Origin of the sequence: Sphingobacterium sp. UBA5789, assembly GCF_002418355.1 — a bacterium.
GTDB lineage: Bacteria > Bacteroidota > Bacteroidia > Sphingobacteriales > Sphingobacteriaceae > Sphingobacterium.
In genome coordinates this window covers 101,124-122,413 of the sequence record NZ_DIDX01000002.1, presented here as the reverse complement: position 1 = coordinate 122,413, position 21,290 = coordinate 101,124, and the positions used below count along the sequence as shown (strand labels likewise).

16 protein-coding genes are annotated in these 21,290 nt (G+C 41.1%); 11 read left to right on the top strand and 5 right to left on the bottom strand.

Annotation, left to right across the window (positions count from 1 at the left end):
- Window positions 1–2 precede the first annotated feature (2 nt).
- The 3 genes from B4B65_RS05865 to nagA all read right to left on the bottom strand — a co-directional run bounded on the left by B4B65_RS05865 (window position 3) and on the right by nagA (window position 6,164).
- Entirely contained in the window at window positions 3–3,083 is a 3,081-nt protein-coding gene (locus B4B65_RS05865; protein ID WP_293914256.1) for a SusC/RagA family TonB-linked outer membrane protein, read from the bottom strand.
- Window positions 3,084–3,359: 276 nt separating this feature from the next.
- Complete coding sequence (locus tag B4B65_RS05860; protein ID WP_293914254.1) at window positions 3,360–4,889, bottom strand: glycoside hydrolase family 10 protein; 1,530 nt, start codon at window positions 4,887–4,889, stop codon at window positions 3,360–3,362.
- A gap of 150 nt (window positions 4,890–5,039) precedes the next feature.
- Complete coding sequence (gene nagA / locus B4B65_RS05855) at window positions 5,040–6,164, bottom strand: N-acetylglucosamine-6-phosphate deacetylase (protein WP_293914252.1); 1,125 nt, start codon at window positions 6,162–6,164, stop codon at window positions 5,040–5,042.
- 69 nt (window positions 6,165–6,233) lie between these two features.
- On the opposite strand from nagA, the gene B4B65_RS05850 reads away from it, so the two are divergent.
- From B4B65_RS05850 to lipB, 11 genes are all read left to right on the top strand, one after another.
- Window positions 6,234–6,374, top strand: coding sequence for a DUF6728 family protein (locus tag B4B65_RS05850; protein WP_003000088.1), 141 nt, complete (start codon window positions 6,234–6,236; stop codon window positions 6,372–6,374).
- Between the two features lie 11 nt (window positions 6,375–6,385).
- Window positions 6,386–6,772 (top strand): RidA family protein, encoded by a 387-nt coding sequence (locus tag B4B65_RS05845; RefSeq protein WP_003000090.1) that lies wholly within the window; start codon window positions 6,386–6,388, stop codon window positions 6,770–6,772.
- Entirely contained in the window at window positions 6,772–7,686 is a 915-nt protein-coding gene (locus B4B65_RS05840) for an EamA family transporter (protein ID WP_293914247.1), read from the top strand. Before B4B65_RS05845 ends, B4B65_RS05840 begins: the two co-directional genes overlap by 1 nt.
- A gap of 346 nt (window positions 7,687–8,032) precedes the next feature.
- A complete protein-coding gene (locus tag B4B65_RS05835) occupies window positions 8,033–11,098 on the top strand; it encodes a SusC/RagA family TonB-linked outer membrane protein (RefSeq protein ID WP_293914245.1) in 3,066 nt (1,021 codons plus the stop codon).
- Between the two features lie 11 nt (window positions 11,099–11,109).
- Window positions 11,110–12,780 carry a RagB/SusD family nutrient uptake outer membrane protein gene (locus tag B4B65_RS05830; protein WP_293914243.1) on the top strand — a complete coding sequence of 557 codons (1,671 nt, stop codon included), beginning with the start codon at window positions 11,110–11,112 and terminating at the stop codon, window positions 12,778–12,780.
- A gap of 131 nt (window positions 12,781–12,911) precedes the next feature.
- On the top strand, window positions 12,912–13,613 hold the full coding sequence (locus B4B65_RS05825) for a hypothetical protein (RefSeq protein WP_293914241.1): 702 nt from the start codon (window positions 12,912–12,914) through the stop codon (window positions 13,611–13,613).
- 47 nt (window positions 13,614–13,660) lie between these two features.
- On the top strand, window positions 13,661–14,092 hold the full coding sequence (locus tag B4B65_RS05820) for a hypothetical protein (RefSeq protein WP_293914239.1): 432 nt from the start codon (window positions 13,661–13,663) through the stop codon (window positions 14,090–14,092).
- 2 nt (window positions 14,093–14,094) lie between these two features.
- On the top strand, window positions 14,095–14,787 hold the full coding sequence (locus B4B65_RS05815) for a hypothetical protein (protein ID WP_201680894.1): 693 nt from the start codon (window positions 14,095–14,097) through the stop codon (window positions 14,785–14,787).
- A gap of 53 nt (window positions 14,788–14,840) precedes the next feature.
- Entirely contained in the window at window positions 14,841–16,946 is a 2,106-nt protein-coding gene (recG, locus tag B4B65_RS05810; protein WP_293914237.1) for an ATP-dependent DNA helicase RecG, read from the top strand.
- A gap of 123 nt (window positions 16,947–17,069) precedes the next feature.
- Entirely contained in the window at window positions 17,070–18,260 is a 1,191-nt protein-coding gene (hflX, locus tag B4B65_RS05805) for a GTPase HflX (RefSeq protein WP_201680896.1), read from the top strand.
- A 15-nt stretch (window positions 18,261–18,275) separates the two neighbouring features.
- Window positions 18,276–18,971 (top strand): lipoyl(octanoyl) transferase LipB, encoded by a 696-nt coding sequence (gene lipB, locus B4B65_RS05800; RefSeq protein WP_293914234.1) that lies wholly within the window; start codon window positions 18,276–18,278, stop codon window positions 18,969–18,971.
- A 25-nt stretch (window positions 18,972–18,996) separates the two neighbouring features.
- On the opposite strand, the gene B4B65_RS05795 is transcribed toward lipB, so the two are convergent.
- Together B4B65_RS05795 and B4B65_RS05790 are read right to left on the bottom strand one after the other, a co-directional pair.
- Complete coding sequence (locus tag B4B65_RS05795) at window positions 18,997–19,779, bottom strand: MBL fold metallo-hydrolase (protein WP_293914232.1); 783 nt, start codon at window positions 19,777–19,779, stop codon at window positions 18,997–18,999.
- Between the two features lie 40 nt (window positions 19,780–19,819).
- On the bottom strand, window positions 19,820–21,247 hold the full coding sequence (locus B4B65_RS05790) for an L-serine ammonia-lyase (protein ID WP_293914230.1): 1,428 nt from the start codon (window positions 21,245–21,247) through the stop codon (window positions 19,820–19,822).
- Window positions 21,248–21,290 lie beyond the last annotated feature (43 nt).

The following is a 21,290-nucleotide window of genomic DNA, read 5'->3' as shown; positions in this document are numbered from 1 at the left end:
AATTATAATTTTAACCGCAATCCTAAGTTAAATCCCCTCGGCTTCGCCATATTACCATAGTCAATACCATATCCACCTATACCGCCTACACCTGGTGTATTCAGGTTACTTTCCGGATCCAATCCGGTATAGTTTGTAAACAGCAACAGATCCGTTCCTGTAAAGAATACACTCATACTGGTATTTTTACCAATTCTGCTGGTAAGGCTTTTGGGTAATTCATAAGCCAGAGAGATATCTCGTAAACGGAAAGTATAGATGTCCCGCTCGATAAACATGGACGGTTCGACATTCGTAAAGTAATAGTTAGAATTGTAAAATGGAGTGACGGCAATATTATTAATAGTCGGATTGGCAGACTCCTCTAAACCATCCTGCAGAACACCCTGAATAACACGAGGTTCTTCGCGGTTAAGTGTTTTCGCTGAAACACCCAGATTGAACATCCGGTTTTCCAAACCATTAAACACATCACCTCCTACACGCAGATCCCAAAGAAAGGATAATGAAATACTCTTATATCTGAACTTATTAATCGTTCCCAAGGTAAAATCAGGAATACGGTCACCGATCGGATAATAAACACCATCTCCTGTTACAGGAAGTCCTGTAGCTGTATTAATCAGCACATCTCCGTTCGCATTTCTCTTGAATCGGGTACCACTCAGTGCACCTATACTATATCCAGGATGTACTGAAGTACGTAATCCTGAAAGCACCCAGGTATCAGATTCATACAATTCGGGTAATTCTTCGGCCAGCGAAAGTACTTTACCTCTGTTTTTAGTAAAATTGAACGTAACATCCCAGTTGAAATCACGCTTCTCAATAGGTCTGACCATAGTCTGAATTTCTATCCCGTGATTTTTAACCTCGCCGCCATTCAGCATCTTCAGGATATAACCGGTTCCGTAACTGAGGCGCGGCAGAATAATCTGATCCGAACTTAAACGGGTGTAATAAGTAAAATCAAAAGAAACGCGTTTCTTGAACAAAGAGAACTCGATTCCAGTCTCAAAGTCTCTTGTACGCTCTACTTTCAGATCCAGATTACCGCCATTAACACCGTATGCAAAACCTCCTCCGGTAGAATACTGTCCTTCAAAAGAAGATTTAGTATAATACGTACGCCAAGGTTCCTTTCCGGTAAGTGACACTGAAGATCTCAGCTTTCCTTCATCCACAAAAGGGAACATGTCGTGAAATCCTTTAATATCGGAGAAGTTAAAAGCTATAGATCCGGAAGGGTAACCAAAGAAAGGGTTATTAGGCATAAGTCGCGAACTGCCATCCAGTCGGCCTGACAATGTCAGATATAATATGGTTTTATAACCAAGTACTGCCTGTCCGAAAAAGCCGACATTTCGGTAATTATTAATGGTACTTTTGGATAATCTTGTTTCAGGCAGTGTATTGTTTATACTGTAAAAATCCTGATCAAAGAATTTTTTACCATACTGCGAATTGGTGACATAATCATAATCATTAAAAGAAGCTCCTAATACACCTTGTAATGAAAAATCATCAAACTTATGACTTGACCTTGCTGTCAATGATCCTGTCAGAATCCTTGAAGTCCGGTCATATACGCTGATCTGCCCGCCGGTAGGATCACCTTCTGAGCCTGAGCCTAAATAGGATTGATTATGATACACACTCTCTCCATGTGTAAAAGAATAATCTAAGCCCAAAATACCATTTATAGATAACCATTTCGAAGGTCTGTACATAATATTGGAATTGGCCATCATACGATTCACTTTATCAAATGAGGTATTTCTGTAAACATCCCAGAAAGGGTTATCAAATTCGCTGTATATAGTTCCCGAATGCAGAACACGGTTTCCTTTTTCATCTATCCACTGACGTACATCAGCCATAGGATTGAATCGTAATAAAGTAACCATGTATCCATCTGCACCTTTTCTGGCCTTATCATTGTCAGAATTCGTGTAACTGAAAGAGGTATTGATATTTAGCTTTTCTCCAAACTTCGCCGTGGCAGCAAGTCTGGATGAAATACGCGTATATCGTGTGTTAGGTGTAATACCAGTATTATCATTATATTCATTAGACCATCTGTATGTAAATGCTTCATTTCCTCCTTCAAAAGAAAGATTATGTTTCTGATTATAACCTGTTCTGAAGAAGCTTCTGATATTATCATACAGTTGAACCCCTTCTTTATATTTAGGCCCTAATGAATACGGTGAAGTACCATCATATAGTCCATTTGTTCCTTTGGCGTATATGTTCTGCACTTCAGGAAATTTATTGACTGTTTCCATACGACCTGAGAAGTTGTATGTTACAGCTGTTCTGCCTGCTTTTGCTTTTTTTGTAGTGATTAATATCGCTCCGGAAGCTCCCTGACTTCCAAATAAAGCCGTTGCCTCCGGACCTTTCATAATGGTATAAGATTCAATATCTTCCGGATTCAGGTCCATTCCACGATTGGAATAATCTAATGCTCTGTTTGCAGAACCTGATGCTAAATCTGTTTCATTAAGAGTAGAATTATCTACAGGAACTCCATCAACAACGATCAATGCGCTGTTATCGCCGGATACAGACACAAATCCGCGAAGCACAATCTGAGCTGAGGCTCCGGGCGCACCACTCGTAGAATTGATAGACAATCCCGGAACACGACCCTGAAGACCATTAAAAAAGGCCTCTCGTTGTGTTTCTGAAACTTCATCCCCACTGACTACAGGAGTTGAATAGCCTAAAGATTTTTTACTTCTGTCAATACCATATGCTGTCACTACGACTTCATCGATTGATGAGGATGAGCTGGATAAGGTCACATTCAGGCTGGTTTTATTACCTACAGCTTGCTCTATAGTATTCATACCGACATAGCGATACACAAGAGTAGCCCGGGGAGACACTGAGATCTTATAATTACCGCTTCCATCAGTAATTACCTGGTTACTTTTGCCTTTTTCCATAACAGTAACCCCCTGTAACGATTTTCCATCATCGTCAGTTACTTTACCGGACACTGTCTGTTGCTGCGCAAAGAGTATAGCGCAATTCCAAACAACCCCCAGCATTAATAGGAGAAATTTTATTTTCATGATTTAAAATTAGGTTAGTTTTATTAGGTTAAGTCCGATCAGATTAATGACCTGGTCACTATTTCTGAAAAAACAGAGAGGTAGCTGTCTACTTTTTGTTTATAAAATTTGGTTCTTCTAAGGTTAATAATCTCTACCGAAGATAGCATAATTATGCATGATATTTCGAAAAATATTTTAAAATAAACACAAAAAAGGGTTTGAATAGTAAATCAAACCCTTTTTTATAAATAAAAATAATGCATTCACGTAACAAGACGCAAGAATACGCAAATATTACTTCACCCTATAGACACCCATTTCTCCTTCATTCTCTAACGGATCTATTGCTTTTACAATGACCATTTTTAATTTTTTCCCGTTTTCCTCACGCGCAAACTCCTTACTCAGCACAGAAGGCACTACAATCTCATATTTCCACTCTCCTCCGTAATTAGTATATACCAACCATTTGCTTACCTGCTCTTTTCGCGGGTGCGACCATTTGACAAAGACAGTCTGCTTATGCGTATCGCCGCTTACAAAAGGAGCTGAAAGATAGAAAGAAGTTAGCCAGGGTGTTCTTGGAGCAAGTGCCTCCGTCCGATAGGGCCCGTCCGCAATCGCTCTGGTCATAGCAGCATTTTTAGTTAGCCCAGCAATACTCCAGTGAATGGCGCCGATACTGTTTGGAATTTCCTTACGCGTCACCTCTATCTGACGGACAATCTCATTGGAATAATCTGCAGATCGCCTTCCGACTGTATTAACACCAGGCCACACATGACGTCCTAATGTATTTTCACTCTGCCACCATTTCAATAAAGTCGTAAAACTCTGCTTAGCAGGCTCAATAGGCCAGTATAACTGTGGTGCGAAATAATCGATCCATCCTTTATTGAGCCATAGCTTAGCATCCGCATATAACTGATCATACTGACTTGACCCTTGTATACCGGCAGGATACCCTGGTTTCCAGATGCCAAAAGGACTGATTCCAAATCTTACATGATTTTTTTCGGCTTTGATTTCCTTATAGATCCGTTCAATAAATGTATTTACGCTGTTTCTTCTCCAGTCAGCACGGGTAAGTTTACCACCGGATTTGACATAAGCATTCCAGCTTTCAGTATCCGGAAAATCCTGTCCTCCGTTATATTCTGCATATGGATAGAAATAGTCATCAAAGTGCACACCATCGATATTATAACGCTTTACAATATCTAAAACGACACGTGACGCATGATCCTGAGTAGATTTTTTAGAAGGGTCAAACCAATAATAACCCTGCTTCAATTTCAGTACAGATTCAGGCATCCGCTTTACCATAGATGCTTCCGTGACCAAACCACTTGCACTGTGATGCGCACGATAAGGGTTTAGCCAGACATGAAGCTCCAAACCTCGTTTGTGTGCTTCCTCGACCCAGAATTCCAGTGGATCATAGTAAGGGTACGGAGCTTTCCCCTGTTGTCCTGTCAGAAATACAGACCAGGGCTCATAATCACTTTTATATAATGCATCTGCAGCAGGTCTTACCTGAAAGATAACTGCATTAAAGCGATTTGATTTTAAAAAATCAAGTAAGGAAATGGCTTCCTGCTTCTGTTCCTCTGTAGAGAGGTTGTTTTTACTTGGCCAGTTTATATTAGCAACAGATGCGACCCAGGCCGCCCTGAATTCACGTGGTACCTGTGGCAAATCGACCTTAAGCTCTTCTTCTTTTTCCTTCGCTTTGGTTTGTGGTTTTTCTATTTGCGGGGTAACTGCCTTCACAGAGTCAACCTGTACAACAACAGAAGGAGCTACCAACACTTGATTTTTCATTCTTTTCTTGGAAGAACATCCGCTCAAACCAACAAAAATAAAACTCAATACTATAACGTAAACTAACGGCTTATTCATAAATCGTAAAATAAACGACAAAACTACACTTTTAAGATTAAACGAAAAATTAATCCCCGCTATTGCCGTTTTCTAACCTTTAATGTCAATCAGCTCTCCCTCAAAAACAACCTGCTGAAGCACAAATGATTCATCAAACACAATTATATTGGCTGTTGCACCAGCTTCGATCCTGCCCAGATCCGTACGTCCGATAAGATTTGCAGGATACAATGTGGCCATCCGTAAAGCTTCTTCCAGAGGGATTTCGACTTGCAATACAGCATTTTTCACCGCCTGCAACATCGTTAGTGCAGAACCTGACAATGTGCCATCCGGCAATACATAATGATCTACATTCAGTATATGTTTATAGATTCCTTTATCACATTTCGCAACCGCATCCGTAATCATAAATAAACGCTCTCCCATTTGTCTTTTAGCCACTTTTGCCGCTTCATAATTCACATGAATACCATCCAGAATAATACTTGCGCAGGCCCGGGTATGATTGAAAACAGCACCGGGAAGCCCTGCTTCACGATGATGGAAAGCTGACATCGCATTGAAGAGATGTGTCGCCGTCCGGATACCTCTATCAAATCCTGCTGTAGCCTCTTCAAAAGTCGCATTGCTATGTCCTGAACTCAATAAAATACCTCTCTCCAGCAAAAGAGACAGGCAGTCGGAACTCAGCAATTCAGGAGCCACAGTCATCATTTTAACCAAAGCCTTATGATCATCATTCAATAAATGCGTAATCTCTTCCGTTGTGGCTTTTATAATCAGCTCTTCCGGGTGTGCTCCTCTTTTTTTTGCATTCAGGAACGGGCCTTCCAGATGAAGACCTAACGCAACCCGTGGCTCATATTTATTTACAATGGCAATAGCCGTTTTGAATACATCTATAGTATTAGTGGCCAGACACAAGAGGTAGGAGGTACAGCCTTGTTTCAGAAGTGTATCATCTATCTTAGCCAGTGAATCACTGGTCAGCTCAGCGGAAAACAGCTGGTCACCTGCACCGTAGATCTGAAGATCAATCAGTCCCGCACTCACCAATCCTCCTTTTGCATCTATAACCTTTGCTCCGGCCGGGAGTTGCTCTGAAGGAATAATAGAAGAAACCTTATCATTTTCCAATACGATGATACGGTCAGATAATATTTCGGTACCTGTAAAGATACGCCCGTTTACAATTACAGTTTTTGTATGCATGATGCCTGAATTTTGAGAGATATAAAGATAAGGATTGGTAATGTCAATGAAGGTGTGTAAATTAGCTTAATGGATTCTTTTAACAAAAAAGACAGCGAAAAACCTGTCAATTCGAATATCAGACTGATGCGAAATATCAATATTATAGCCATCACGATCTTCGTACTGGCTATTCTTTTCAAGGTTATCCAACATTTCTTTTTTAAGTAAACGCTAAACGCATGTCAGAAAAAATTATTTTAAACACTGAAAAAGCTCCCGCAGCTATCGGACCTTACAACCAAGCCATTAAAGCAGATAAAACATTATATGTATCCGGACAGATTCCTTTGATTCCGGAGACAATGGAACTCATCACATCAGGTGTCCGCGATGAAACACATCAGGTACTCAAAAATGTGGAAGCTATTCTAAGTCATGCAGGATATTCTTTTAAGGATGTAGTCAAAACATCTATCTTTTTAAAAGATATGGGTGACTTTGCTACTGTCAATGAAATATATGCACAGTATTTTGTAGATGCACAGCCAGCCCGGGAATGTGTTGCAGTAGCAACGTTACCAAAAAATGTAAATGTAGAGATATCCGTAATTGCCTGGAAAGCATAGTGAATAACGAAATAAAAACTACAGAAAGCCGCGGAAAGTATTTCTTAGCGGCTTTTTTAGCCCCCTTTATATGGGGATTTATGTCTATACCTGTTCGATGGATACGTGGATGGCCCGCCGAAGATATCCTGTATTTTCGCATATTGACAGCGATGCTTATCCTTTGGATATTCATCCTGATATTCCGGAGAAAAAAATTAAAGGAAGACATTTATCATTATAAAGAACTGATCCAAAAGGATAAAAGGAAATATGTTTGGCTCACCATTCTGGCTTCTTTGTTCATCTTTGGCAACTGGTATACCTATATATACTGCATTAATCATATCAGCATACAGGCTGCCGCATTTGCATACATGTTATGCCCTCTCATTACTACAGCAGCGGCCCATTTTATTCTCAAGGAAGAATTAAGTCTGATCAAAAAAATAGCCCTATTCTTTGCGTTATGCAGTGTCATCATGCTGGCAACAGGCTCCTTGATTGAAGTATTATGGTCAATTGCAATAGGTGGATTATACGCTTTCTACCTGATCATACAAAGAGTAGTACAAGGATTTGACAAATTAAATATTCTGGCCATACAGTTGCTGTTGTGTATGGTTATCGTTGTACCTAAATTATTATTCAATCATCATGCGCTGCCAACAGCACCCGTATTCTGGTACACAACATTCATTATAGCCTTGTTGTTTACGATTATTCCGTTATATCTGAGCATGTTTGCACTCAACAAAATATCGTCGTCGACTGTCGGCATCATGCTTTATATCAACCCGATAATAGCTTTCTTCTTAGCCGTATTCTATTTCAAAGAGCAGGTCGATCCGCATAAATTCTGGGCATATGGCTTACTTATCATTGCGCTGATACTTTTCAATTCAAAGATTCTGACAAAAATTCTGAAAGGTTAAAAATACATCCCCGAATAAAAATTCACTCAAAAACTGACAATAATAAAACAAAAAAGTCGTTAAAGTGTACTTATTTTAGCATCCGCTTTTTCAGCGTTGCTAAAAGCTTTTAACACACAAAATATAAACTGTAATTGTCACTTTATCCGTTATCTGATTATATCGTAATTAGTGGTTCTTTTTCCTTAAAAAACTGTAACTGGCTATATCCCGCTTTCTGTAAAAGAGCGACGCGACAATTTTTTGCACACGAGACACATCCTACGTGATATTCGATGCTTGCTGAATAGAAAAACAATAAACAATTATATCTTTTGATAATACACTATCTTAAAATCACCAATATATGGGTCTTACTACTATCAAATTTCACGAACTGCTCAAAGCGACTTTAATAGTCCTGCTATTAAGCTTTGGCAGCAGCCAGGCATTTGCACAGACGCGGCAAATCAAAGGGCTTGTCCTTGACGGACAGAATCAATCTCCAATTGCAGGAGCGACTATCAAATTGGTCGGCACAGAACAAGCCGCTTCCTCCGACCAAAACGGAACCTTTACCATCACCACGACTTCCACATCAAATACCTTAAGTGTATCTTCTGTGGGCTATGAAACAAAAACAGCAACCGCTGCTGCAAACGGAGCACAGGTAACTATCGTACTGACACCTAGCATGCAGGAACTGGAAAGTGTAGTCGTGACCGCACTGGGGATCAACCGTGCACAAAAATCATTAACCTATTCTACACAACAGGTTAATTCTGATGAATTGAACCGCGTAAAAAGCCCCAATCTGATCAACACCTTAAATGGTAAGGTTGCCGGTGTCAATATTGCTCCAAGTTCTTCCGGACCCGGAGGTTCTGCCAAAGTGGTTCTGCGAGGTAACAAATCTGCCTCCGGCAATAATCAGGTCCTTTATGTTATTGACGGAGTGCCGATCAATAACAGCACACTGGGTACACAGCCGAGCAATGTCTTCGGAGGGGAACGCGATCCGGGAGATCCGATTGCTCTTATCAATCCGGAAGATATTGAAAACATATCCATCCTGAAAGGTGCTTCAGCCGCAGCTTTGTATGGTAGCCAGGCAGCAAATGGTGTAATCCTCGTAACAACGAAGTCCGGAAAACAAGGCCGTACAGTCGTTAATTTTTCATCCAGTGCAACGCTGGAAACACCTGCTTATACTCCTGAATTCCAGAATAAATACGGCCAGGGTTCCAACGGAGTAGCAAGTACCACAGGGTCTTCCAGCTGGGGAGAGGAAATCTCTGCACAGAACTACGATAATGTAGGTAAGTTCTTCAGAACAGGTAATAACTTCACCAATTCCATCACCTTATCAGGAGGAAACGAAAAGAATCAGACGTACTTCTCGTACTCCAATACACAGGCACAGGGAATCACTCCTAATAATGACCTTTCCCGTCATAACTTCAACTTTAAGGAATCTGCAAACTTCTTCAATGATAAACTAAAAGTAGAAGGAGGAGCAAACTATATCACCCAGAAATTAGAAAACGCACCGCAGACCGGTTTTTACTTTAACCCTATTGTAGGTCTGTATCTTCTTCCGAGAAGTATTGATATTTCACCCTATAAAGATTTCGAAAAATTCAATCCGGCAAGAAATCTATACGACCAAAACTGGTTTTCTATAACAGATAATGAGACGACGCAGCAAAACCCTTGGTGGATCGTCAACCGTAATCAGAATTCTTCTGTACGAAACCGTCTCCTTCTGAATGGTAGTGCAAAATATACAGCTACTCCCTGGTTATCTGTTCAGGCTCGCGGTAGCCTCGACAGAACGAGTGAAGTATATGAACGAAAAGTATACGCAGGAACACAAAGCATCCTGTCCAGACCAAACGGAAGATACGATTATACAAATACAACGATCACACAACAATATGCAGACTTGGTTGCCAATGTCAATTTTGATGTGACAGACAAATTCAAGATCTCCGGTTTGCTGGGAACCAGTATCACCGATTGGAAAACAGAAGGTGTTGATTACAACAGCGGACAGGAAAGTCTGAAAATCCCGAATGTTTTCACACTTCAGAATTCAACAACCCCTCGTCCTTCGACACTTTCTGCTATGAGAAGACAGTTACAGTCTGTATTTGCAAGTGCTAATCTATCCTACGACAACTTGTTATACTTAGACCTCACAGCACGTAATGACTGGTCAAGTACTTTAGCGTTTACAGGCAATAAATCGTTCTTCTATCCATCAGCCGGTCTGGGTATTGTACTGAACGATAAACTGAATTTACCGTCGTTTATTAATATGGCGAAGATCCGCGGATCATTTGCGCAGGTAGGTAATGACTTGCCGCCATACACAACGTTACTCACCAACAGATTAGACCCGTATGCTGTCCTTACACCAAATGATATTGCATTCCTGAGAGAACTGAAACCGGAAATGACCAACTCTTTAGAGATTGGTACGGAATGGAAAATGTGGGATAACCGTCTGGGCATCGATGTGACCTATTACAAAACGAACACAAAAAATCAGTTCTTCAAGATCGCAGCAAGCCAGGCATCATTCTACAATCAATATGCAATCAATGCAGGAAATATTCAGAATCAGGGTATAGAAGCCTTGATCAGTCTGGACGCTGTTAAATCAGAAGATTTTAACTGGACTACAAGTATCAACTATTCTTACAATAAGAATAAGATTATTGAACTGGATGACAGAATCAAAGATTTCTCTCTTACAGGAGAAAGCCGTAATAATTACGCTTCTAAATTCGAAGTTGGCGGCTCATTCGGAGACATCTACGGACAGGATTTCCAGAAAGATGATCAGGGAAGAATTATTGTCAGCGACGGTATTCCTCAAAAGAATTCAAATTATACCAAATTAGGAAATGCTAATCCACTTTGGCAAATGGGCTGGAATAATAATTTCAGCTACAAAAACCTATCACTTAGCTTTTTGATTGATGGCAAATTTGATTACGAAGTGATGTCCGTGACGCAGGCTGTACTGGACGGACACGGTGTGTCCAAAGTCAGCGGAGACGCACGTGAAGCAGGAGGTGTAGCGATCAATGGTGTTACTCCGGCCGGAGTTCCTGTTACCAGCATCGATGCAAATAAATGGTATACTTCTACCGGAGGTATAGGCCCTGTAACCAGTAACTATATCTATGACGGTACAGTGGTCCGATTGAGAGAATTGACTTTGGGCTATGACTTCAATATCAAACAAGGTTTTATTAAGAAATTAAAAGTTTCAGCAGTAGGACGCAATCTGTTCTATATTTCTAAAAAAGCACCGTTTGATCCGGAGGTTACCATGTCTACAGGCAACACACTGAGTGGCGTAGATATCTTTATGATGCCTGCAACACGCAACTACGGACTTACTTTAAATGCGACATTCTAATCTGGACTATCATGCAAAAAATTAATATAAAAAAATACGGAAGCTATTTATTATTCCTTTCGCTATCAACCGGAGTACTGAGCGGTTGTACCAAAAATTTTGAAGAATATAACACGAATAATATCGGAGTGACAGATGAAGACCTCAAGCTTGATGGACAGGATCTGGTGTTATTCTTTCGTCAGGCACAAATGGCCATCTACAATTTTTCAGGTGGTGGCGATCCCAACTCCTATCAGGTACAACAAAATCTGAATGCAGATGTATTTTCAGGATACTTCATGTCTCCGACACCATTCAACAGCGGTCAGAACAATCTTAACTATGCGTTAGTAAACGGGTGGAACGGAGAACCTTTCAAAGTGTTATACGTGAATGTACTGAACTCCCTTAACAAACTCGAAAAGAATGAGCTGGCTACAACATATCCGGCACTTTGGGGTTCCGCTTTAGTGGTAAAAGTTGCTGCAGCCAGTCGTGTAACCGATATTTACGGTCCGATTCCTTACAGCAAAGCGGGTATTATTGGAGATATTCCATACGATAGCCAGGCAGATATCTACACCAGCTTTTTCGCAGATCTGGATGCCTCAGCAAAAATACTGCAGGACTACATTGCAAACCCTTCTGCAAGCCCTGTTCCTGATAAAATTAATGATATAGACCTAGTTTATAAAGGAGCTGACAATACTGCCCGCTTCAGAAACTGGCTCAAATTATCCAATTCTCTCCGTTTGCGGTTAGCCATGCGAATTGTAAAAGCAAATCCGCAATTAGCGCGTGAACAAGCGGAGAAAGCTCTTAATCCTGCAAATGGCGGAGTAATAGAAGTGAATACTGAGAATTTCACAATCCATATTCCAACAGATGCGAACTTCTCCAACCCACTATTCTTTATTGCAAAAAACTGGGATGACACACGTATCAACGCATCTCTGGAATCATTTATGGTGGGCTATCAGGATCCCCGTATTTCCAAATACATGGATAAAGCTACTGATCCTGCATTTGCAGGACAGTACAAAGGCATAAGGGCAGGTGCAGACGGAATAGAAAAAGATAAATACAAATCGTACTCCTCGTTGAATACAACAGATGGCAATCCTTCTTTTTCTGCAACTACAGCACCAGTGCTGATGACAGCTGCCGAGATATATTTCCTTAGATCTGAAGCCGCACTCCGTGGATGGGCAAATGCCGGCGGAACAGCACAATCGTTATATGAGAAAGGAATAGACCTATCCTTCCAGCAATGGAATGTCTCATCTCAATTGAGCAATTACATTCAGAATAACACGAATATACCTGTCGAATATCTAGATCCTAAGAACTCAGAAAATGACGCTACTCCTATGACAGCAATCACCATCAAATGGGATGAGGCGGCAAGCAATGAACAAAAGCTGGAACGTATCATCACACAGAAATGGTTAGCCATATTCCCTGAAGGACAGGAAGCATGGAGTGAATACAGAAGAACCGGTTATCCAAAATTATTCCCGGTTGTAGTCAACAACAGCGGAGGCACGATCAGTACAAGTGTACAGATCAGAAGATTACCTTTTCCTCAGAATGAATATAATGCCAACGGTAGTGAAGTCCAAAAAGCAATACAATTGCTTGGAGGAGCAGACAACGGAGGTACGCGTTTGTGGTGGGACAAAGAACAGGGAAATTTTTAAAATTCCTTATTCAAGCCAGCAAAAGCCCCTGATCTTATTTTGATCAGGGGCTTTTTTATTTAAATAATAATACTGCTGTAGCAGAAGGGTTGCAATCATCGTCTCTATCTTAAAACCATATTATTATTCTTATGAAAACCCAAGCTGTATCAATTTCGATACTTTTTACCTTTATTCTCACACTCATGGGCTGTAAGAAAGAAGGAGAATCCTATGAAGAGCTAATCAGACTAGCCGATCTCAAAGTTCAGGAAGCCATACAACTTACCAAAGATCGCTCCTGTGGCAATCTGAATGAATGGCGAATAGATACGCTCTACACCTACGGTTATTTTCCGGTACACCCAAGTTTTGAACAGGACTATAAAAAATTAGTACAAGAAGCGAACGAAATCTTTACAAGAGCCGGTAGAATCTATAAAGGTCCGGTACTCCATACTGCCAGAACGTCAATGGTCATCCTTCCGCCTCACTTCGGATTAAGCTGTGCAGATGGCAAGATAAAAGTTCTGACAGCCAAAGATTTTGACTTAACAGAGATCAATGATCGCCTACAAAAACTTTTCCCGGAAATCAGAGACTTTTTTAAAGAGGATACATGTAGTTCAGCTTCAGGATGGTCTATAACTACAATACGCAAAGACTGTGAATTTGTATCCATAGCCTATTCACAAAACAACAGGTTTAGAGAATTTTCTAAGAAAATAGAACAGTATGCTCACCTGTATAATTACAAAGCACTTCTGGATAAATCTATGAATTGTCCATCCGTAAATGACAAACCGGCAAAAGGGGTAACTTGTGAGAATGGCAAACCTGTTGTTAAATACTAATCAATAGCGAAGTAATCTGCATTAATACACTAAACCCCTACTTGGTTATGAAACAAAGAACACTGTCAATATCGTTATTCTTTATGGTAATCGTGATTTTTTTCAGTTGTAAAAGAAAAGATTGCTGTATTCCGGATATACCAAATCCATACAAAAATTTTAACCAGGAACAGTTAAAAAAACTTTCAACAGACTCTTACAAAAAGCTGGATGAGTTAACAAACAGTATACCCTGTTCCGATCCGACAGACTGGAGTATGACCGATATCCGGACAGAGTGCGGATTATCCCATATCGTATACCACAAAAGTATCGACAGAGCAAAGCTTGAAAAACTGATCTATGACCATAATCAGATTATGGAAATATATGCGCCAATGGTCGCTCCTGCAATAAATTGTATGGCTTATCAAAAGCCCTCCGGTATTATCTGTCAAAATGGCAAAGCAACATTAATCTATAACAATACCAAAAATTGACTATGAAAAGAATATTAAGTCTTCTCCTTTTATTGTCCGGAATTATATTTTCGGGCTGTAAAAAAGACCCCGGTTATGAAGAATTAAACCGCCTGGCAGATGAAAAGTATCAGGAAATAGTACAATTGACACAAAGTGTAGCTTGCGGAGATCCATCCGTCTGGAAGATCGCCACTATCTACAAGCTAGGGCCGACATATCTTCCGGTACACCCAAGTTTTGAAGAACGGTATAAAAAACTCGTAGAAGAATTTCATGTTCGCCGCAAACGCGCTGATAATGCTCCGGATGCTCCCCCTATTCCTTACCTCGATTACATCGAAGGCTATCCGCCCATTGGAATACGATGCAAAAATAATAAGGCCGAACTTTATTATGCTAAAGATATGACGCTGCAGGAAATAGAGGTGGAATTGCCAAAATATTTTACAGAGATTGTGGATTTCCATAAAAATGATCCTTGTACTAATCCTAATGTGTGGAGAATAGGATATATCCGCCAAGACTGTAAATATATCGCTGTACTCTACAATGAAAACATCAGAGGAGAAGAGTTTTATAGAAAAGGTCGTCAGTACGAAAGTCTGCTTGCATCCAAAAGACAACTGCAAGGTACACCTCCCTGCACCAATCAGAATGACAAACCTGCAAAGGGAGTCAGCTGTGAAAATGGAAAACCAGTCATACAATACTAACCGTATTTGAAGCATTTTTCTTAAATTAGCCACTTAGCAGAAATGTAATTGCAGTGGCTAATTTATCATTAATAACACCCATAGAATATCTCAAAGGCGTAGGCCCGCAAAAGGCCGACATACTCAAAAAAGAGTTGCAGGTTTTTACTATTGGTGATCTGCTGGAATATTACCCTTTCCGCTACATAGACCGCACTCAGTTTCACAAAATCCATAAACTCCATCCTGATATGATCGGTGCCCAGGTATTGGGACGATTGGTCGGGCTGCAGGAAGTTGGTGAAAAAAGAGGAAGAAGGCTGGTCGGTCAGTTTAGAGACGATACCGGATCAATAGAACTCGTCTGGTTCCAAAGTATTCCCTGGCTAAAAAAATCCCTTAAGATTGGCTCTCCGTATATTCTTTATGGAAAACCAACCGAATTTAACGGACATATCTCTATCACACATCCGGAGATGGAGCTGTATAATGCACAGGAACAAAAGATCGGAAATCAGAGTCTGCAACCCGTTTATTCCTCTACAGAGAAACTCAAAAAATTCAACCTCGACACAAGGGGTATACAGCGTTTACAACAGACAGCTCTGGAGACGGTATACCGTAGTATCGGAGATATGTTGCCTTCTTACCTCATACAGGAACACCGGTTAATCGACTACCCGAAGGCTTTACTTGCCATTCACTTCCCAAAATCACAGCAGGAACTCGATCAGGCAATCCGAAGGTTAAAATTTGAAGAACTGTTTTTTATCCAACTCCGTCTGTTAAATAACAAGCAGCTCAATACGCTCAAATTTAAAGGTCATCGCTTTGATCAGGTAGGAGAAAAGGTCAATACATTTTTCAATGAAAAACTTCCTTTCCCACTGACCAATGCACAGAAAAGAGTGATCAAAGAAATTCGTCAGGACACCAATACCGGCGCCCAGATGAACAGGCTTGTTCAGGGAGACGTAGGCTCAGGAAAGACAGTCGTAGCCCTGATGAGTATGCTGCTCGCCATAGACAATGGATTTCAGGCTTGTATGATGGCTCCAACAGAAATTCTTGCTACACAACATTACGCCAGTGTAAGTGAACTGTTAGGTGAGGGATTTGCAAAAGTCCGCTTGCTGACCGGATCTACACCTGCCAAAGAACGCCGCATTATCCATCAGGAGCTGGAAGAAGGGACACTGGATATACTGATAGGTACGCATGCGCTTATTGAAGATAAAGTACGATTCAAAAATATTGGTTTTGTAGTCATTGATGAACAACACCGGTTCGGAGTAGAACAGCGAGCCAAACTGTGGCGTAAAAATATCATACCTCCGCATATGCTGGTGATGACAGCTACACCTATACCGCGAACGCTAGCCATGACTATGTACGGCGATCTCGATATCTCGGTCATTGATGAATTGCCGGCAGGCCGTAAACCGATCAAAACGGTACACTTTTTTGAAAGCTCCCGGCTGCGCATGTTCGGTTTTATGAAAGAAGAGATCGCAAAGGGGAGACAGGTGTATGTTGTATTTCCCTTGATTAAGGAAAGTGAAAAGCTGGACTTGCTCTATCTGGAAGCCGGACTTGAAAACCTGCAACGTGAATTTCCGTTGCCACAATATAAGATCAGTATCGTGCACGGAAAAATGCCGGTGAAAGATAAAGATTTTGAGATGCAACGCTTTATAAAGCATGAAACACAAATCATGGTAGCGACGACAGTGATCGAAGTAGGAGTCAATGTGCCGAATGCATCTGTCATGGTCATCGAAAATTCCGAACGCTTTGGACTATCTCAGCTTCACCAGCTACGCGGACGTGTAGGAAGAGGTGCCGAACAATCTTTTTGTATCCTCATGTCTGGCAACAAACTAAGTAAGGAAGGCCGTTTACGACTGGAAACAATGGTCCGCACCAACGACGGATTTGAAATTGCAGAAGTCGATTTACAACTGCGGGGCCCCGGAGACATCTCCGGAACACAGCAATCCGGGGTACTGGACATGAAGATCGCCAATCTGGCCAGCGATCAGGCAATTCTTTCGGAAGCCCGGAATACGGTGATCAGCATTTTCAAAGAAGACCCTGCTCTCCAGTCTGAAAAGAATATTTTACTTAGCGCTTACCTTAAACAACGTGCTCCTGGTATCTCCTGGGACAAAATCTCTTAAAAAACCCCTATCTTTGCATTATGCTTTGAGCAAGATGCTTCCGGCAAACAAAATTGCGTAGGAATCTGTTAATAATACACCTGTTTTCAAATCTCCTGCCGCTCTTATTCTTAATACTATTATATGGCTAGAACCAAAATATACGATACTGCATTAAAACCCGAAACTGCTGTACTGATCTCGGTCATTACTCCGGATACAACAGAAGCTAAGGCTCGTGAGTATCTCGAAGAACTGCAATTTCTGGTAGAGACTGCCGGTGGAATTACCAACGGTATTTTCACACAAAAACTCGCTTATCCGGATAAGGCAACTTTTATCGGAAGTGGAAAAATGGAGGAAATCAAATCTTACATCGATGCAGAAGAAATCGATATGGTGGTCTTTGATGATGAATTAAGTCCATCTCAACTGCGCAATATCGAAAACTTCTTCAAAGTGAAGATTCTGGACCGCTCCAACCTGATCCTAGATATATTTGCCAGTCACGCCAAAACAGCTCAGGCGAAGACCCAGGTTGAACTGGCTCAGCTTCAGTACATTCTTCCCCGATTGACACGAATGTGGACGCACTTAGAGCGCCAGCGTGGTGGTATCGGGATGCGTGGTCCGGGTGAGTCTCAGATAGAGTCCGACAGACGGATGATCCTCAATAAGATCTCCCTGTTCAAAGAACGTCTCAAATCTATTGATAAACAGAATGAGACCCAGCGTAAGAACCGCGGAGAAATGATCAGGGTAGCATTAGTCGGATATACAAACGTCGGAAAATCAACCATTATGAATATGATTTCCAAATCCGATGTACTGATCGAAAACAAACTCTTTGCAACTCTGGATACCACTGTCAGAAAAGTCGTGATCGATAATCTGCCATTTCTGCTGTCCGATACTGTTGGATTTATCCGCAAATTACCTCATCACCTGGTAGAGTGTTTCAAATCTACGCTGGATGAAGTAAGGGAAGCAGATGTGCTGATTCATGTTGTTGACATTTCTCATCCCAATTTTGAAGATCACATTCACGCTGTCAATGAAACATTAAAGGATCTGGGAGCATTAGACAAACCCGTCATTACAGTATTCAACAAAATAGATGCTTACAAGCCGGCAGTTGAAGAAGGAGACGAAGGCGAAGAAAGAGAAGTAACACTGGAAGAATTCAGAAACAGCTGGATGGCAAAAAATTCAGATCCGGCAATCTTTATTTCAGCAACCAATAAAACGAATGTAGAGGAATTCAAGCAAAAACTTTACGACATTATTGTCGAAATGCACAATGCCAGATATCCATATAATAATTTGCTGTATTAGTGAAAGGCTGTAAGTATGAACAAAAAAGTACAATTCACGGACTGGGGTTTGCAGGATTATCAGGATGCATGGAACAGACAGGAAGATATCTTCAAAAGTATATTGGACGTCAAGCATGATAATCGTGTCAACGAAGCCCATACAGAGACCAGTAACTATCTCATCTTTACAGAGCATCCTCATGTGTACACATTAGGAAAAAGTGGTCATCCGGACAATCTTTTATTAGATGAGCAGGGCCTTGAAGAAAAAAAAGCCACATACTATAAGATCAATCGTGGAGGAGACATCACCTACCACGGTCCCGGACAGATCGTAGGCTATCCGATTCTGGATCTGGACAATTTCTTTACCGATATCCACCTCTATCTCCGCACATTGGAGGAGGCTGTTATTCTGACCCTTGCCGATTATGGAATTCCGGCAGGCAGATACCCCGGATATACAGGCGTATGGATAGATCCGGATAATGACAAAGCCCGCAAAATATGTGCAATGGGTGTACGTGCCAGCAGATGGGTCACTATGCACGGATTCGCATTTAACGTAAATGCAGATTTGAGTTATTTCGGAAACATTGTTCCATGTGGAATAGATGATAAAGACGTGACTTCTATGCAGCGTGAACTTGGAAGAGAAGTAGATATCAACGAAGTAAAAGACAGATTAAAGAACCATCTGGCAGACCTCTTCAAGATGGAATTGATCTAAAATTTAGGTCAGCCGCAACGCTTACCTAAATCAATTCTTTCAGAAGCAACGCATGAAGATCAAACAATTCGGTCTCTGCGGATCTGGTCGCTACAGACAATTTGATCTCAGAGCAATGCGGAGCAAAAGTCTGCTCAACCAGTTCTACACTGTTGTTTTCTCCCGAAAGATGGGTTAATATCAGGTGCTTAAGCCTGCTGCTACGGCAATTATTAAAAATTTCCAGAGAAACTGTATTCGAGATATGTCCCCATCCACTACTGATTCTGTTTTTTAAATAATAAGAATAGCGCCCGGTACGAAGCATTTCCTCATCATAGTTGGATTCTAACAACAGAATATCTGCATGCTGAATAACATATCTGACATTATCGCAAGCCCTGCCGATATCGGTCAGGATACCGATATTATATTCTCCGTCAGAAACAAGAAAACTACAAGGTTCCTTCGCATCATGATATTTGGGGATACCATATACCGTCAGTTCTCCTATCTCTACCTTATCATTGGGCTTGATAACATGGACCATATGTGAAGGGAGATGTAAACGGCTTCCACGGTAACTTCCTTCAGTAATATACACCGGAAGGTTATATTTTTTACTGAAAACCGAAAGCCCGCGAATATGATCTGTATGCTCGTGTGTTATAAAAATTGCCTTTATAGTATCAGGCTGAATTCCCAGATTTCCCATTCGCAGGTGAATATGCTTGCTGTTTATCCCGGCATCAACCAGAATTGCAGAATCATTTTTCGCCACGTAATAGCAATTACCGTTACTGCCTGATGCTATAGCACTATACTTCATTCAAACAAAATTAAAAAATATCCGGTAAGATCATATACTCTTAACATTCAGGAAGACTCAGCGGAATATGTACCGCCAAACCTCCGTCTGCAGTTTCTTTATATTTGACATTCATATCCTGTGCAGTATCCCACATCGTTTTCACCACTGCATCCAGACTTACTTTAGCTTTATCCGGATTAGAACGCAGGGCTAACTGAGCCGCAGTGATTGCTTTAATTGCACCCATTGTATTTCGTTCTATACAAGGCACCTGCACGAGTCCACCGATCGGATCACAGGTCAGCCCCAGATGATGCTCCATTGCAATCTCAGAAGCCATTAATACCTGACGTTGAGATCCGCCCAGACATTCGGTCAACGCTCCGGCAGCCATTGCAGAGGAAACGCCAATCTCCGCCTGGCATCCACCCATTGCGGCAGATATAGTTGCTCCCTTTTTAAAAATCGAACCAATCTCAGAAGCTGTTGCAATAAATTGAATAATCTTACTCTCATCAAATCCATTATGAAAAGTAATGAAATATTGAAGCACTGCCGGAATGACACCAGCAGCTCCGTTTGTAGGTGCAGTAACCACACGTCCAAATGATGCATTTTCCTCATTTACCGCCAAAGCAAAGCAACTTACCCAATCCAGAATATAATCAAAATCTTTACCTCCTTCACGTATAGCTTGTACCCAGCTCTCAAAATCGACATAACTACGACCATTGATCAGTTTTTTATTCAGTTTTGCAGCCCGTCTTTCCACATTCAATCCGCCTGGGAGTACACCCGAAGTATGACAACCCCTGTAGATACATTCTTTAATAGCTGTAAAAATACGAAGGACGCCGGCTTTAGTCTCCTCTTCGCTACGCCATGCACTCTCATTTTCCATAACGACATCAGAGATCTTCAGGCCCGTACGCATACAGGCCAGCATAAGCTCCTGTGCAGTATCAATCGGGAAGGGCAGATCTATTTCAGATAAAAATCCTGAATCGTCTCCTTCCTGAACAACAAAGCCTCCGCCGATGGAATAATAAGTTTCACTCACAGCCTTTTCTCCTTTCAGAAAAGCCTGAAAAGTTACAGCATTAGGGTGAAAAGGAAGACTTTCCTGAAATAAAAACAAAAGATCCTCTTTAAAATAAAAAGGAATAGCATGCTTACCGGCCAATACAAGCTCATGTGCGGTTTTGATATGCTCTACTTTAGGTGTGATCTGATTGACGTCACAAGTCACGGGGTCATCCCCACTCAGCCCCAACAGGATTGCAATATCAGTTCCATGTCCGACTCCGGTCTTTGCCAGAGAGCCGTACAATAAGATTTTGACAGCTTCTACATCATCCAACACACCCTTATCTGCTAAGACTTTGGTAAACTGCTGTGCAGCACGCCATGGACCCAATGTATGCGAACTGGACGGCCCTACCCCAATCTTAAACATATCAAATATAGAAATCTGCTCTTTTGCCATTTTTTAGATCAATAATTTAATCGTCACAAAAATATGATATATT

Excerpts from the sequence above, each read along its gene's own strand:
- B4B65_RS05865 (WP_293914256.1), bottom strand. The coding sequence starts at position 3,083 with ATGAAAATAAAATTTCTCCTATTAATGCTGGGGGTTGTTTGGAATTGC.
- B4B65_RS05860 (WP_293914254.1), bottom strand. The coding sequence starts at position 4,889 with ATGAAAAATCAAGTGTTGGTAGCTCCTTCTGTTGTTGTACAGGTTGAC.
- nagA (WP_293914252.1), bottom strand. The coding sequence starts at position 6,164 with ATGCATACAAAAACTGTAATTGTAAACGGGCGTATCTTTACAGGTACC.
- B4B65_RS05850 (WP_003000088.1), top strand. The coding sequence starts at position 6,234 with ATGGATTCTTTTAACAAAAAAGACAGCGAAAAACCTGTCAATTCGAAT.
- B4B65_RS05845 (WP_003000090.1), top strand. The coding sequence starts at position 6,386 with ATGTCAGAAAAAATTATTTTAAACACTGAAAAAGCTCCCGCAGCTATC.
- B4B65_RS05835 (WP_293914245.1), top strand. The coding sequence starts at position 8,033 with ATGGGTCTTACTACTATCAAATTTCACGAACTGCTCAAAGCGACTTTA.
- B4B65_RS05830 (WP_293914243.1), top strand. The coding sequence starts at position 11,110 with ATGCAAAAAATTAATATAAAAAAATACGGAAGCTATTTATTATTCCTT.
- B4B65_RS05825 (WP_293914241.1), top strand. The coding sequence starts at position 12,912 with ATGAAAACCCAAGCTGTATCAATTTCGATACTTTTTACCTTTATTCTC.
- B4B65_RS05820 (WP_293914239.1), top strand. The coding sequence starts at position 13,661 with ATGAAACAAAGAACACTGTCAATATCGTTATTCTTTATGGTAATCGTG.
- B4B65_RS05815 (WP_201680894.1), top strand. The coding sequence starts at position 14,095 with ATGAAAAGAATATTAAGTCTTCTCCTTTTATTGTCCGGAATTATATTT.
- hflX (WP_201680896.1), top strand. The coding sequence starts at position 17,070 with ATGGCTAGAACCAAAATATACGATACTGCATTAAAACCCGAAACTGCT.
- lipB (WP_293914234.1), top strand. The coding sequence starts at position 18,276 with ATGAACAAAAAAGTACAATTCACGGACTGGGGTTTGCAGGATTATCAG.
- B4B65_RS05795 (WP_293914232.1), bottom strand. The coding sequence starts at position 19,779 with ATGAAGTATAGTGCTATAGCATCAGGCAGTAACGGTAATTGCTATTAC.
- B4B65_RS05790 (WP_293914230.1), bottom strand. The coding sequence starts at position 21,247 with ATGGCAAAAGAGCAGATTTCTATATTTGATATGTTTAAGATTGGGGTA.